Annotated in this window: 11 protein-coding genes and 1 pseudogene; 3 read left to right on the top strand and 9 right to left on the bottom strand. The window is 72.6% G+C overall.

Annotated features, from left to right (window positions below; translation table 11 throughout):
* Nucleotides 1–97 precede the first annotated feature (97 nt).
* Entirely contained in the window at nucleotides 98–1,786 is a 1,689-nt protein-coding gene (locus SLINC_RS01960) for a tetratricopeptide repeat protein (protein ID WP_067425927.1), read from the top strand.
* Nucleotides 1,787–1,862: 76 nt separating this feature from the next.
* On the opposite strand, the gene SLINC_RS01955 is transcribed toward SLINC_RS01960, so the two are convergent.
* Together SLINC_RS01955 and SLINC_RS01950 are read right to left on the bottom strand one after the other, a co-directional pair.
* Complete coding sequence (locus SLINC_RS01955) at nucleotides 1,863–2,576, bottom strand: alpha/beta fold hydrolase (protein ID WP_067425924.1); 714 nt, start codon at nucleotides 2,574–2,576, stop codon at nucleotides 1,863–1,865.
* Nucleotides 2,577–2,619: 43 nt separating this feature from the next.
* Nucleotides 2,620–3,591: an alpha/beta hydrolase gene (locus SLINC_RS01950; protein WP_067425921.1), complete on the bottom strand. Its 972-nt coding sequence runs from the start codon at nucleotides 3,589–3,591 to the stop codon at nucleotides 2,620–2,622.
* A gap of 276 nt (nucleotides 3,592–3,867) precedes the next feature.
* Here SLINC_RS01950 and SLINC_RS50620 point away from each other — a divergent pair.
* Nucleotides 3,868–4,068, top strand: a pseudogene (locus SLINC_RS50620) (helix-turn-helix domain-containing protein); the annotation flags it as partial.
* Nucleotides 4,069–6,061: 1,993 nt separating this feature from the next.
* Here SLINC_RS50620 and SLINC_RS49105 read toward each other — a convergent pair.
* The 7 genes from SLINC_RS49105 to SLINC_RS01915 all read right to left on the bottom strand — a co-directional run bounded on the left by SLINC_RS49105 (nucleotide 6,062) and on the right by SLINC_RS01915 (nucleotide 12,822).
* Complete coding sequence (locus SLINC_RS49105) at nucleotides 6,062–7,087, bottom strand: AraC-like ligand-binding domain-containing protein (RefSeq protein WP_107406536.1); 1,026 nt, start codon at nucleotides 7,085–7,087, stop codon at nucleotides 6,062–6,064.
* 72 nt (nucleotides 7,088–7,159) lie between these two features.
* Nucleotides 7,160–7,921 (bottom strand): bestrophin-like domain, encoded by a 762-nt coding sequence (locus tag SLINC_RS01940; protein ID WP_067425914.1) that lies wholly within the window; start codon nucleotides 7,919–7,921, stop codon nucleotides 7,160–7,162.
* Between the two features lie 79 nt (nucleotides 7,922–8,000).
* Nucleotides 8,001–8,555, bottom strand: coding sequence for a hypothetical protein (locus SLINC_RS01935; protein ID WP_067425911.1), 555 nt, complete (start codon nucleotides 8,553–8,555; stop codon nucleotides 8,001–8,003).
* A 261-nt stretch (nucleotides 8,556–8,816) separates the two neighbouring features.
* Complete coding sequence (locus tag SLINC_RS01930) at nucleotides 8,817–9,809, bottom strand: ABC transporter substrate-binding protein (RefSeq protein ID WP_067425908.1); 993 nt, start codon at nucleotides 9,807–9,809, stop codon at nucleotides 8,817–8,819.
* 8 nt (nucleotides 9,810–9,817) lie between these two features.
* On the bottom strand, nucleotides 9,818–10,588 hold the full coding sequence (locus tag SLINC_RS01925; protein WP_067444814.1) for an ABC transporter ATP-binding protein: 771 nt from the start codon (nucleotides 10,586–10,588) through the stop codon (nucleotides 9,818–9,820).
* A gap of 2 nt (nucleotides 10,589–10,590) precedes the next feature.
* Nucleotides 10,591–11,646: a FecCD family ABC transporter permease gene (locus SLINC_RS01920; RefSeq protein WP_067444811.1), complete on the bottom strand. Its 1,056-nt coding sequence runs from the start codon at nucleotides 11,644–11,646 to the stop codon at nucleotides 10,591–10,593.
* Nucleotides 11,647–11,895: 249 nt separating this feature from the next.
* A complete protein-coding gene (locus SLINC_RS01915) occupies nucleotides 11,896–12,822 on the bottom strand; it encodes a GNAT family N-acetyltransferase (RefSeq protein WP_067425905.1) in 927 nt (308 codons plus the stop codon).
* Between the two features lie 272 nt (nucleotides 12,823–13,094).
* Between SLINC_RS01915 and SLINC_RS01905 the strand changes: the two genes are divergently transcribed.
* Entirely contained in the window at nucleotides 13,095–13,550 is a 456-nt protein-coding gene (locus tag SLINC_RS01905) for a flavodoxin family protein (protein WP_067444806.1), read from the top strand.

Here is a 13,550-nt window from a genome sequence, read left to right as displayed (position 1 = left end):
CCGACACGGCGATTTTCCACGTGGATCCGTCCAACTCGGGGAAAATCGGCACCGGGACATCATCCGTCGAGCGGGCGCACACGTGCAGGAGAGACGCATGGAGTACTACGACCTCGGCCCCCACGGCCGATCGGTGACGACGACGTCCGCCGAGGCCCAGCTCTGGTTCGACCGGGGCCTGACGTGGACGTACGCCTTCCACCACGAGGAGGCCGTCGCCTGCTTCGAGGCCGCCGCCGCGGCCGATCCCGACTGCGCCATGGCCCACTGGGGCATCGCCTACGCCCTGGGCCCGAACTACAACAAGCCCTGGGAGTTCTTCGACGAACGGGAACTCGCCACCGCCGTCGACCGCACCCACGCCGCCGTCGAACTGGCCCACGAGAAAGCCGCCGGCGCCACCCCCGTGGAACGCGCCCTCATCGAGGCACTGCGCGCCCGCTACCCGCAGGACAAACCCGTCGAGGACTGCTCGGTGTGGAACGAGCCCTACGCCGAGAGCATGCGCACCGTCCACGCCCTGGCCCCGGACGACCCGGACATCGCCACCCTGTACGCCGACGCCCTGATGAACCTCACCCCCTGGCAGCTGTGGGACCTGCGCACCGGCGAGCCCGCCGAGGGCGCCCGCACCCTGGAGGCCAAGGCCGTCCTCGACCGCGCGCTCGCCCAGGAGGCGGGGCGGTCGCACCCGGGCGTACTGCACCTGTACATCCACCTGATGGAGATGTCCCCGACCCCCGAGGCGGCCCTGCTCGTCGCCGACCGCCTGCGCGGCCTGGTCCCCGACGCCGGGCACCTCCACCACATGCCCTCGCACCTGGAGGTCCTCTGCGGCGACTACCGGCGCGTGGTCAGCGACAACAGCCTCGCCGTCGCCGTCGACGAGAAGGTCCGCGCACGGTCCGGAACGATGAACTTCTACACGCTCTACCGGTGCCACAACTACCACTTCAAGATCTACGGCGCGATGTTCCTCGGCCAGTCGCAGGTCGCCCTGGAGACGGCCGCGCAACTGGAGGCATCCATCCCCGAGGACCTCTTGCGGGTCGAGAGCCCGCCCATGGCCGACTGGCTGGAGGCCTTCCTCGCCATGCGGGTCCACGTCCTGATCCGCTTCGGCCGCTGGGCCGACATCCTGGCCCGGCCGCTGCCCACCGACCCGGACCTGTACTCCGTGACGACCGCGATGCTCCACTACGCCCGGGGCGTCGCCCTCTCGGCCACCGGCCGCGTCGCCGAGGCGGAGGCCGAACGCCGTCTGTTCCACGAGGCGGTCGCCCGCGTGCCCGAGACCCGCATGCTGTTCAACAACACGTGCGCCGACATCCTCGCGATCGCCTCCGCCATGCTCGACGGCGAACTGGACTACCGCAAGGGCGACTTCGAGGCCGCCTTCGCCGCCCTGGAGCGGTCGATCGCACTGGACGACAACCTCCCCTACGACGAGCCCTGGGGATGGATGCAACCCACCCGCCACGCCTACGGAGCCCTCCTCCTCGAACAGGGCCGCCTCGCCGACGCCGAGGCCGTCTACCGCGCCGACCTCGGCCTCGACGGCACCCTCCCGCGAGCCCTCCAGCACCCGGGCAACGTCTGGGCCCTGCACGGCCTCCACGAGTGCCTCGTCCGCCTGGGCAAGGCGGGGGAGGCACAGATCGTGGCCCAACAGCTGCGCGTGGCCACCGCGTTGGCCGACGTACCCGTCGAGGCCTCGTGCTTCTGCCGCCTGGACACCGCTCCCGCGGTAGGCGAGACGGGCGGGTGCTGCGGCTCGGGGGAGTGAGCGGAAAGGCCGGGGACACCGAGGCCGTGCGGATCACGACGTGGTGCCACCGGCCCCGGACGCGGCGGTCTTCGCGTCAGCTCGTGGCGCGTACGGCGTCCCGGATCAGGTCGGCGACCGCCTTCGGCCGGGAGACGGCCACGGCGTGCGAGGCACCCTCCAACTCCACGACCGTGGCCCCGGCCCGCTTGGCGCCGAAGCGCTCGACCTCCGGGTTGATCGCGTTGTCCGCGCCGGCCACCAGGGCCCAGGACGGCTTGGTCCGCCAGGCGGCCGCGGTGGCGGTCTCCTCGAACGCGGCGGCCGCCAGCGGGCGTTGGGCCGCCGCGAGGACCCGGGTGACGTCCGCCGGGACGTCGGCGGCGAACACCGACGGGAAGGCGTCCTCGGCGATGGTGACCTCGACGGCCGGGTCCCCGCCCGCCACGGGGTACGTCCACTCCTTGAGGTTGCCGACCAGCGGGGAGAGCGGGAAGCGGTTCTGGAGCTCGCCGAGGCTCTCGCCCTCGTCCAGGGCGTAGGCGGCCACGTAGACCAGACCGACGACGTTCTCCGTCGTGCCGGCCACGGTGATGAGGGCGCCGCCGTAGGAGTGGCCCACCAGGACGACGGGTCCCTCGACCTGGGCGGCCACGGACGCCACGTACGCGGAGTCGGAGGCCAGGCCGCGCAGCGGGTTGGGCGGGGCGATCACCGCGATGCCGTCGCTCTGGAGCTCGGTGATGACACCGGCCCAGCTGCCGGCGTCGGCGAATGCGCCGTGGACCAGAACGACCGTAGGGGTCGACATGTCGATGTACTCCTCGGATGTCAGGCAGGTGCTCAGGCAGGTGTCAGGCGGGGTGGAGTGCGGTGCGCAGGGTGGTGACGGCTTGGGTGATGGCGGCCTGGGCGGCGTGGGTTTCGCGCAGGGCGTTGAGCATGACGAAGTCGTGGATGATGCCCTGGTAGCGGACGGCGGTGACGGCCACGCCGGCCTGGCGGAGCTTGTTGGCGTACGCCTCGCCCTCGTCGCGCAGGACGTCGGCCTCGCCGGTGATGATCAGGGCCGGGGGCAGGCCGGTGAGCTGGTCGGTGGTGGCGCGCAGCGGGGAGGCGGTGATCCGGGCGCGGTCCGCTTCGCTCCGGGTGTACTGGTCCCAGAACCACTGCATGCCGTCGCGGCGCAGGAAGTAGCCGGTCGCGAACTGGCGGTAGGAGGCGGTGTCGAAGTTCGCGTCGGTGACCGGGTAGAACAGCACCTGCTGAACCAGCGACACGTCGCCGCGCTCTTTGGCCATCAGGGTCAGGGCTGCGCTCATGTTGCCGCCGACGGAGTCCCCGGCGACCGCGAGGCGGGAGGCGTCCAGGTTCTTCGAGGCGCCGTGGGTGGTGATCCATCGGGCGACGGTGTAGTTCTGCTCGATGGCGACCGGGTAGCGGGCTTCGGGGGAGAGGTCGTATTCGGGGAAGACCACGGCGGCGCCGGCGCCGGTGGCGAGTTCGCGCACGAGGCGGTCGTGGGTGTGGGCGTTGCCGAAGACCCAGCCGGCGCCGTGCAGGTAGAGGATGACCGGGAGGGTGCCGGTGGCTCCTGCGGGGCGGACGATGCGGGTGCGGACCTGGCCGGTGGGGCCGCCGGGGACGGTGATCCACTCCTCGTCGACGGCGGGCTTGTCGATGGCACCGGACTGGACCTCGTCGACGGCCTTGCGGCCCTCGGCGGGCGGCAGGTCGAAGAGGTAGGGCGGGTTCGCCGTCGCCTCGACGAACGCCTGCGCAGCGGGCTCCAGTACCGGCTTGACCGGCGGGGCGGCATCGGACATGGGCGTCTCCTGAATCGGTGTGCGGTACGCCGGAGGTGTGACCGGCGAAGGCGGCCCGGAGCACGGGCTCCGGACCGCCGCCCGACACGCTAGGTCCGGCGGACCGGTACCGATTGACCCAGCGCGCACCACTGTTGGTCCCGCAGCGCACGGGCTGGTCGGCCCCGGCCGGACCCCCGCGTCCGCACCGGCGCCGACCGGCCTCCGGAATACCCCCCTGAGCAGGCACGTTGTTCCGACACATCGAGGTGTCGCCAGGGAAGGGAACGGACAGTCGTGGTCGGTCCGCAATCGGACGCGCTGGGCCCCTTGCTGCGCGGCCACAGACACGCGGCGGGGATGACCCTGGAGGAACTCGCCCTCGCCTCCGGTGTCAGCGACCGCGCCATCGGCGACATGGAACGCGGCCGCAGCCGAGGACCCCAGGCCCGCACCGTCCAGGCCCTCGCCACCGCCCTCCGCCTGCCCCGGGAGGACACCGACCGCCTGCTCACCGCCGCGCGCGACGGGCGCCGCCGAACCCGCCGAACCCGGCGCCCCCCGCACGGCCTGTGCGATCTTCCCCCGGCCGTACCGGACTTCGCCGGGCGCGACGAGGAGATCCGCCGGCTCGACGCGGCCGGGACGCCGGGAACCGCCGCGATCCCGGTGATCGTCAGCGGCGCCCCCGGCCTGGGGAAGACGACACTGGTCGTCCAGGCCGCGCACCGGCAGGCGGCGCGCTACGACGACGGATGCCTGTTCCTCAACCTGCGCGGCCTGGACGAGGAACCCCTCGACCCGCACGACGCGCTGGCCCGCCTGCTCAAGGCACTCGGAGTGCCCGAACACGACCTGCCCGCGGACCTGGAGGAGCGCCAGGTGCTCCATCGACGCGTCGTCCGGGACAAGAACGTCCTGGTCATCCTCGACAACGCCGCCGACGAGGCCCAACTGCGCCCCCTGCTGCCGGGCGACGGGAAGTGCGTGTTCTGGGTCACCAGCCGCCGCGCGCTGACCGGCATCGAGCACGCCCGCCGACTCGTGCCGACCCCGCTCCCGGCCCACGCGGCCACCACCCTGCTGGAGACGATCACCGCCGACCGCACGGACCGGCAGGACACCGCGTCCCTACGACGCATCGCCGACCTCTGCGGCGGCCTGCCCCTCGCCCTGCGCATCGCAGGCAACCGCCTGGTGAGCCGCCCGGCCTGGAGCGCGACCGGCCTCGCCGACCGGCTCGCGGCCGAGGACCTGCGCCTGGACCGGCTCACCGCCGGAGACCTGAAGGTGAAATCCGCCTTCACTCTCTCCTACGAGCAACTCACCGCACCCGCACGCCAGTTGTTCCGGCGCCTCTCCCTCGTCCAGGGCCCCGACTTCTCGCCCGCCCACGGCGCGGCGCTCACCTCGTTCACGCCGGCACGCGTCGAGCGGATGACCGACGAACTCATCGAACTCGGCCTGCTGAACGCCGCCGGCGGCGACCGGGTCTCCTTCCACGACCTGGTCCGGCTGTACGCCCACCAGCGCCTGCGTGACGAGGAGACACCCGAGGAACGCGAGGCCGCCCGAGCGCGGTTGGACGGCTGGCTCCTGGACACCGCCCGCGCCGCCGGACAGTGGTTCGAACCCGGCGACGACCCGCGGCCGGTCCCCGGTCCGCCGGCCGACGGCCACGACCCGGCCTCCGCGCAGCGCTGGCTCCAGACGGAGAGCGCCCACTGGTTCGCCGCCCTGCGGGCCGCGGCGGCGGCCGGCCACCACCGGCGGGTCGTCGACGTCGCGGAGTCCATGCACTGGTTCTCCGACCGCTGGTCCCACTGGGGGCACTGGCACACTGTCTTCGCCCTGTCGCGGGCCGCCGCTCACGCGCTCGGTGACCCCGGACTCGAAGCGACCCACGCCAACTACCTGTCCTGGGCGGTCGCCCAATGCCTCGACCGCCCGGCCGAGGGCATGGCGATCGCGCTGGAGGCCGCGGAACTGGCCCGGCGCGCGCACGACCCGGTTCAGGAGGCATGGTCCCTGACGTACGCCGCCTATGCCGCCCGGGATTCGGGGGAGTTCACGTCCGCCGTGGAGCAGACCCGGCGGGCGGCCGAACTGTTCGCCGCCGCGGGCGACAAGGAGGGGCACCCGCAGGCGCTGCTGGGCCTCGCCCTCAACCTGCGCGCCGTGGGCCGGCTGGAGGAGGCGGCCGACGCCTTCGACGCCGCCGTGGCACGGGTGAGCGATCCGCGTACCGCCCCGGCACCGCACATCGCCGACTTCACGGCGATGAACGCCCTCAGCGGCAAGGCGCGAGTACTCCTGGACCTGGAGGACTGGGAGGCCGCGCACGCGGTCTGCGACCGCGCCCTGGAGTTCGACGCCCGGGTCGGGGTCGCCCTGAACCGCGGAGTGCCGACGATGCGCAAGGCCCAGGCCCTGTGGGCGCTGGGCCGGCGACCGGAGGCACTCGCGGCGCTGGAGGACGCCCTGCGCTGCTTCACCGGGGCAGGGAGCGACCGATGGCTGGACGAGGCGAGGAACCTGCACCAGCAGTGGACCGCGCCCGACCACAGGCCAGGGCCGCCTCCTGCCACTCCCGGGGCGCCAGGCCGTACGCGGCCCGGAACACACGACTGAAGTGCGCGGGACTGACGAAACCCCACCGCTGGGCGACCGCCGCCACGTTGGCCCCGCGCACCGGCAGCCGGGCGAGATCACGCCGGCACATCGCCAGCCGGCGCGACCGGATCCACTTCGTCAGCGTGGTGTCCTCGCTCTCGAAGAGCTTGTGGAGGTAGCGCACCGAGATGTGGTGCGCGGCCGCGATCATCTGCGGCGACAGGCGGGGGTCGGCCAGGTGCTCCAGCGTGAAGCTCCGCACGCGGACCAGCATGGCCCGGGCCGCCTCCGGAGCTTCCGGGGCGAGCCTGCCGTGCTGTTCCCGCAGCAGCGTGGCCAGCAGGTCGCAGGCGGTGAGACCCAGGTGGTGCGCCGACTCCGGCGCCAGCCCCGCCGCCGAACGGGCCAGCGACCCGAGGTAGCTCGCCACGACGTCCGCGCACCCGCCGCCGGGCGAGAACACCGTCGCGGTGAGCGCCCGTAACTCCCGGTCCCCGATGTCGAGGGCGGTGCGCGGCAGATGGAACGCCGTCAGGCCGAACGTCCCCGGCAGCACCTTCTCGAACGGCCGCGAGGCGTCGGAGAGGGCGAACTGCCCCGGGCCCAGGAACACTTCACGACGGTCCTGGACGAGCCGCGCCGTCCCGCGATGCTGGATCGTCAGGGTCAGATGGCTCTCCCCGTCCCGCGCGATCATCCGGCGATCGCGCACGACGGTCTGCGGCCCCGCCGTGACCGCCGAGACCTGGAGGGGACCGAACCGATGGCTGGTGATGGTCGCCACGGTCGGCTCCCTCTCGTGCAGGACGACGTCCAGCGGGATGAACGTGCGCGACACGGCGTCACGCCAGAACTCCGCGCGGTCCGACGGGCGCAGCGACGAGGTCGACAGGGTCGTGTTCACAGATCCATCACACACTGCGCTCATGTCCCGCACCAGGAAGAACATCAGGAAGAACTGCGCCCGCCCGGCCGCTCAGACGGTGGGTGTGAGCAGTTCCCGCAAGGGATCGGCCGACTCCGCGCCCGACTGGCCGAAGGGCGCGTCGAAGCTCCACACCAGGAACAACAGGAAGACGACCAGGGCGCTGAACGCGGTGGCCAGCAGCAACTCGCGCGCCGAGCGCCGGATCTGGAGCGTGAAGAGCAGCCCCAGCGTCACGAACCCCCCGGCGATCAGACCGAACCACACCACCCCGGGCAGCGTGCTCCCGACACTGTCCAGGCGCTGGTGGCGGGCGTCGTCCGCGGCGGCCACCCGGTCCAGCAGCGGCTGGTAGGCCTGCGCCTGGAGTTCGTCGCCCGGAGCGCGGTGGGTGATGTCGGAGCGGATGCCGTCCAGCAGCCGTGCTCCCGTGGCGTCGACGGGCTCGTCGTTCGCCATGGCGGGCCACTCGGAGTCGACGGTGTGGCGGACGTAGGCGTCGATGCGTCCACGCACCTGGTCGCGGAAGGCGGCCGGATACACGTCGAGGCGCCGGTCCACCTCGTACAGGGCCTGCGCCTCGCGCTGCACAGTGTCGTCGGCGGCACCGCGCGCCTCCCACACACCGGCCACGGCCAGGCCGAGCACGATGGCGTAGACGACGCCGACCATCATCACCATGTACTCCAGGACATCCGGTGTCTCGGAGGTGTCCTCGTCCTCGGAGACCCGGCGATGCCGCAGCATGGCGATGGTGACGACGAGGGCGCAGACCATGAGCGAGGCCAGCGTGTAGATCAGCCACTCGGGCACGACGGAACTCCAGCTGTGAGGAAGGGAAGAGGAAGGGAGGAGGGAGGGACAGGGAGGGGGAGGAACAGGGGGAGCGGCCTCAGCCGCGGCCGCTCCGGCGGCGCGAACCCGGCCGCAGCGCCGCCGCGGCGAGCACGGCGGGCATCGTCACCACGACCATGGTGAACGTCGTCGACAGACCACCCGGCGCGGGCCGTTGCGGTCCGCCGACGTAGTGGGCGCGCGGCACCCAGCGGAAGGCCGGCGGCGCGGGCCGAGGGAGCACCTCGGGCCGTTCCTCCACCGGGCCGGGGGCCGCACCGCTCGCCGCAGGCTCCGGCGGCGGCGCCGGAGCCCGTAGCGCGACCGGCCGGTCGGGCGCCCGGCGGGGCGGCGGGGCCGGCTCGGGACGGCGGGAAGGTACGGCGACGGGCGCGGGTTCCACGGACGGTACCGCCGCCCTGGGTGTCGCGGTGGGCGACGGAGGCGGTGGCACGACCTCGTCGTCGCCGATGACGATCCAGGCGTCGGGAGCACACACCACGACCCGGGCGTGGTCCGGCGCCCCGTCGACGACCACGGCCGAGCCGCTCAGCGCCGGTACCGGACACGACACGGCGGCCGCCGACACACCGATCGTGATCCAGTCGGCCATCAGCCCAGCCCCTCTCCGTGACTCTCGACGCCCCCTCGCAGCACGGCGAGGAGGCGCGCGCCGCCCCGGACACGGGCGGTGCCAGCGGGGCCAACGATCATGAGTGCCCGGAGTCACGGGCAACGACGAGGACCCCGGCCGCGTACCCACGCGACCGGGGTCCCCGTCGAACCGGGCTTACGGGCCGATCGGCCTCAGCAGTCCGGCACTCCCGCGATCTTCACGCCGCCCTTGAGGTACAGGTTGTCGGTGAGCGTCGGGTCACCGCTGTGCCGTCCGCAGATACGCGCCGAGGCGGGCGATCGCGGACGGGTTGCGCGGACTCTCGACCAGGTCGACGTAGTCGAGGACGAAGATCCGCCGGTGCTTCACGGCCGAGACGTTCCGCAGCGGCGCGTAGGAGAGCAGGAACTTCTTCTTCCGCTCGGCGCTCACGTCGCCGTAGTCGCAGATCACGATGATGTCCGGGTCCCGTTCGACGACGCTCTCCCAGCCCACCGTCGTCCAGGAGTCGGCGACGTCGTGCATGACGTTGACCCCGCCCGCCTCGCTGATGATCTGCTCGGGTGCGGCATACCGCCCGGACGTGAAGGGCTGGTCCTGCCCGCTGTCGTAGAGGAACACCTTGGGACGCTCGGCGGGCGCCTTGTCGTGCACGGCGGCGACCTCCTTCCTGAAGCCGGCGATCAGCGTGGCCGCCCGCTTCTCGACGCCGAACAGCTTCCCGAGATTGGTGAGGTCCGTGTAGAGGGCCTCCAGGGGCGGCATGATCCCGCGTGAGGTCTCGGTGCGGCCGTTGCGGCAGGACTCGGTGAGCGTGTAGGTGGGGATGCCGAGCTTGTGCAGCGCGTCGGGCGTGAAGCCGCTGTCCTCGCGGAAGCCGTAGTTCCAGCCGGCGAAGACCAGGTCGGCGCGGGCGTCGAGGACGTTCTCCTTGGTGAGCTGGTCCTTCGACAGCCACTTCACCCGGTTGTAGCCGTCCTTCCAGGGCACCCCGTTCAGGTCGCCCTTGTCGTCGGGCATCGCGAACCCGGCCATGCGGTCCTCCAGGCCGAGCGCGAACATCAGCTCGGTGATCCCGACGTCGTTGGTGACGACCCGCTGCGGGACCTTGTCGTAGGTGACCTTCCGGCCGCAGTTGGTCAGGGTGACCGCGTGGGACGTCGTGCTCTTGGCCGGCTCGACCGTCGCACCGCAGCCGGAGGCGGTGAGGGTCGCGGCGAGGGCGAGGGCGGCGGGAAGCAGCTTGCGCATGAAGGTCCTTACGGGGTGGTGGTCGAAAGCCGGTCGAAGAGGAGCTGGACGGCACCGGTCTCCGGATGCCGTACGGGATGCGCGCGGACGCCGAACACCTCGGCCAGCAGGTCCGGCCGGAGCACGTCGCGCGGCGGTCCCGACGCGACGATCCGGCCGGCGGCGAGCACGTACAGCACATCGCAGTGCGCGGCGGCCAGATTCAGGTCGTGCAGGGCCGTCAGCACGGTCAGGCCGCTCGTCCGGACCAGGGACAGCACGTCCAACTGGTGGGCGACATCGAGGTGGTTGGTGGGCTCGTCCAGGACGAGGACCCGGGGCTGCTGGGCCAGGGCGCGGGCGATGAGGACCCGTTGCCGCTCGCCGCCGGACAGGGCGAGGAACCCGCGGTCGGCGAGGTGCCCGACGCCGGTGCGGTCCATGGCGTCGGCACAGATCCTCTGATCCGACGCGGCCGTACGGTCCTTGTGGGGCAGCCGTCCCATGGTGACGACCTCGGCGACGGTGAAGTCGAACTCGGCCGACGACTCCTGCGGCAGCGCCGCCAGCAGCCGGGCGGCGGCGCGGGACGGCATCCGCGCGATGTCCTCGCCGTCGAGCCGCACCGCGCCCGCGACCGGCCGCAGCGCACGGTACACGCAGCGCAGGAGGGTCGACTTGCCGCTGCCGTTGGGGCCGACCAGTCCGACGACCGTTCCGCTGTCCACGGTGAGCCGGATGTCGTCGACGAGCCGGGCACCGGCGGCCTCGACGGACACGCCCTCGATGTCCAGGCGCACGGTCACCGCCCCCCGAACGCGTAGCCGCCGCGCCGCATCAGCAGCAGGAAGGCCGGCACCCCGACCACCGCGGTGATCACCCCGACGGGCAGCTCGGCGGGAGCGAGCAGCAGCCGGGACAGCAGATCCGCCCACACCAGCAGGACCGCCCCGGCGAGCGGGGCCACGGCCAGCACCCGCCGGTGATCGGAGCCGACCAGCATCCGCGCCACGTGCGGCACCATCAGCCCGACGAACCCGATCGCCCCGCTGACCGCGACCACCGTCCCGGTCACGGCCGCGGTGACGAGGAACAGCTCCCTGCGCAGCCGCCCCGGCCGCACGCCCAGCGCGGCCGAGGTCTCGTCACCCATCGCCAGCGCGTTCAGCGCCTCGGCCCGCCACCGCAGCCACGCCCACCCGGCCGCCACGGTCACGGCGGCCAGCGGCACCTGGGCCCAGGTCGCGCCCCCGAGGCTGCCCAGCAGCCACATCATGGCCGACCGCGCCGCCTCACCCCGGGCGGCGCCGAACACCATCACGGTGGTGACGGCCTCGAAGCCGTACGCCAGCGCCGTACCGGTCAGAATCAGCCGCAGCGGGGTCAGCCCGTGCGGCGAGCGGGCCACCGCGTACACCAGCGCCATGGCCGCCAGCGCCGAGGCGAAGGCCGACACGGACAACGCCCACACCCCGAGCCCGGCGAACGCGCCCAGCAGGATGACGGCGTTGGCCCCCACCGCCGCGCCCGAGGAGATGCCCAGCACGAACGGGTCGGCCAGCGCGTTGCGCACCATGGCCTGCACGGCCACACCGACGGAGGCGAGGCCCGCGCCGACGACCGCGCCGAGCACCACCCGCGGCAGCCGGATCTCCCAGACGATGGTGTAGGAGGCGAGGTCGGAGGCGGGCAGGCGCCCGCCGGTCGTCCCGGCCCACAGGAGTCCGAACATCTCGCCCGGGCCGATCCCCGCGGCACCCAGCCCCACCCCGCACAGCACCGACACCACGAGCAGCACACCCAGCCCAATGGCCAGCGGCACAACGGATATTCGACCGGGGGTCGTACTTCGCAGCACCTGGCGGTCCTTCACGTGGGGCCGCCTGATGAACCTCACTCAAGGAGACGGCCCGTACGGCACGAAGACCGCGCGGTCCCCTCTCGCAGTCCACGGCGAGCAGTCGACGGGTCGCAACCTCGCCGTGGGCAATCGGGCTCGCGCGACGGACCACCGGGCCCCTCACGCACACCGCTGCGGGTCAGCGCCGGACTCTCACCGGACTTCCCCCACGGAAGGCTCGGGGAGCGTAGCAAACGTGTTCGCAGGTCACCTCAGGACGGTCTCCCAGGTGTCCACGGCGTAGTGGACCCCCATGCCGTTGCGCGCGTACAGCTCGGGCGCCCCGGTGGCGTTCGAGGTGTCCACACCGAGCCCGACGGTGTCGCGCCCCCGGGCGGCGAAGGCCGCGAACGCGTGCCGCAGCAGCAGACCGCCGAGGCCCCGGCCGCGGGCCTCGCGCCGGACACCGATGCTGCGGATCCATCCCATGGCCGCGCGGTCGTCACGGGCGATCAGGAACCCGGCGTCCCCGAGGTCCTCGGTGCCCACGATCCACACCAGCGACCAGTCGAGCCCGTCCGCGTCCACGTCGTGCAGCCACTGGGGAAGGGCGCGCGGCTGGAAGTCGAAGTGCTCGGCGAAACTGTCCTGGTACAGCTCGTGCACACGAGCGCGGTCCGCCGCGTCGACGCAGGAGCGCACCCGTACCCCGGCGGGCGTCTCGGGCACCTGGTCCGCGCCGGGCCGCAGCGCACGCTCCAGGACGTGATACCGCCGTACGACGGACCAGCCCCGTTCGCGCAGCAGCGCGGTGTCGAGGGTGGGCGCGACATTGAGCTGGAGGTGCACCACGGCCCTGGCGGCGCCGTTGCCACGGGCCTTCTCCAGGGCCCGGGCCTCCAGGGCCTCCAACACGCGCCGGCCGGCCTCCTGGTGGTCGGGGAGCACATAGTGGTCCACGTCGATCCGCTCGCCGTTCGACTCGTCCCACAGCAGCCCGTACGCCACCAGCCGGTTCCCGTCGAAGGCCAGCCAGGAGTCGCGCTCCGGGGCGGTGTCGGGATGCTTCAGATCGGCCTCGACCATGTGCAGGTCGGTCTCCGCCCGGCCGATCTCGATCCGGTCGATGTCGTTGAGCAGCTCGGTGACGGCCGGTGCGTCGCCGAGAGCGGCGGGGCGAAGGCGGTAGGACATGCGGTCAGGGTCGAGGGCGGGGCCCGCGCCCCGCAACGTGTTTTCGGCGCGGTGCACTGCTCCCCATGGCGTATGCTTGATCCAGAACGCGGCGCCGAACTACCGGTGGCCGACAGTGCGTTGGTGGTCCAAGGAAAGACGTCCCGCTTCCTGCGGGGAGATGCAGGTGCAAGGCCTGCCCGGCGCTCCATCGAGAACCCCACCCCGGACGTCCGGGGTGGGGTTCTTTCGTCCGCTTGCGGGTGTCCGCCCCGGCACGGCAGGGTTCGGACGTGCCCACTTTGCTGATCGTGCATCACACGCCGTCGCCCAACTGCCAGGCGATGTTCGAAGCCGTCGTCTCCGGTGCGACGGCGCCCGAGATCGAGGGCGTCCAGGTCGTACGGCGCGCGGCACTGGCCGCGACGGCCTCGGACGTCCTGGCGGCCGACGGCTATCTCCTCGGCACCCCGGCCAACCTCGGCTACATGTCCGGCGCCCTCAAGCACTTCTTCGACCAGGTGTACTACCCGTGCCTGGACGCCACGCGCGGCAGGCCGTTCGGCTACTACGTGCACGGCGGGAACGACGTGACCGGCGCCCTGCGCGGGATCGACGCCATCACCACCGGCCTCGGCTGGCGCCGCGCGGCCGATCCGCTGGCCGTCACCGGTGAACCGGCCAAGGCCGACATCGAGGCGTGCTGGGAACTGGGCGCGACGGTCGCCGCCGGACTGATGGAGGACTGA

Origin of the sequence: Streptomyces lincolnensis (assembly GCF_001685355.1) — a bacterium.
In the GTDB taxonomy this organism is placed as follows: domain Bacteria; phylum Actinomycetota; class Actinomycetes; order Streptomycetales; family Streptomycetaceae; genus Streptomyces; species Streptomyces lincolnensis.
This window is presented reverse-complemented; position numbering and strand designations above follow the sequence as displayed.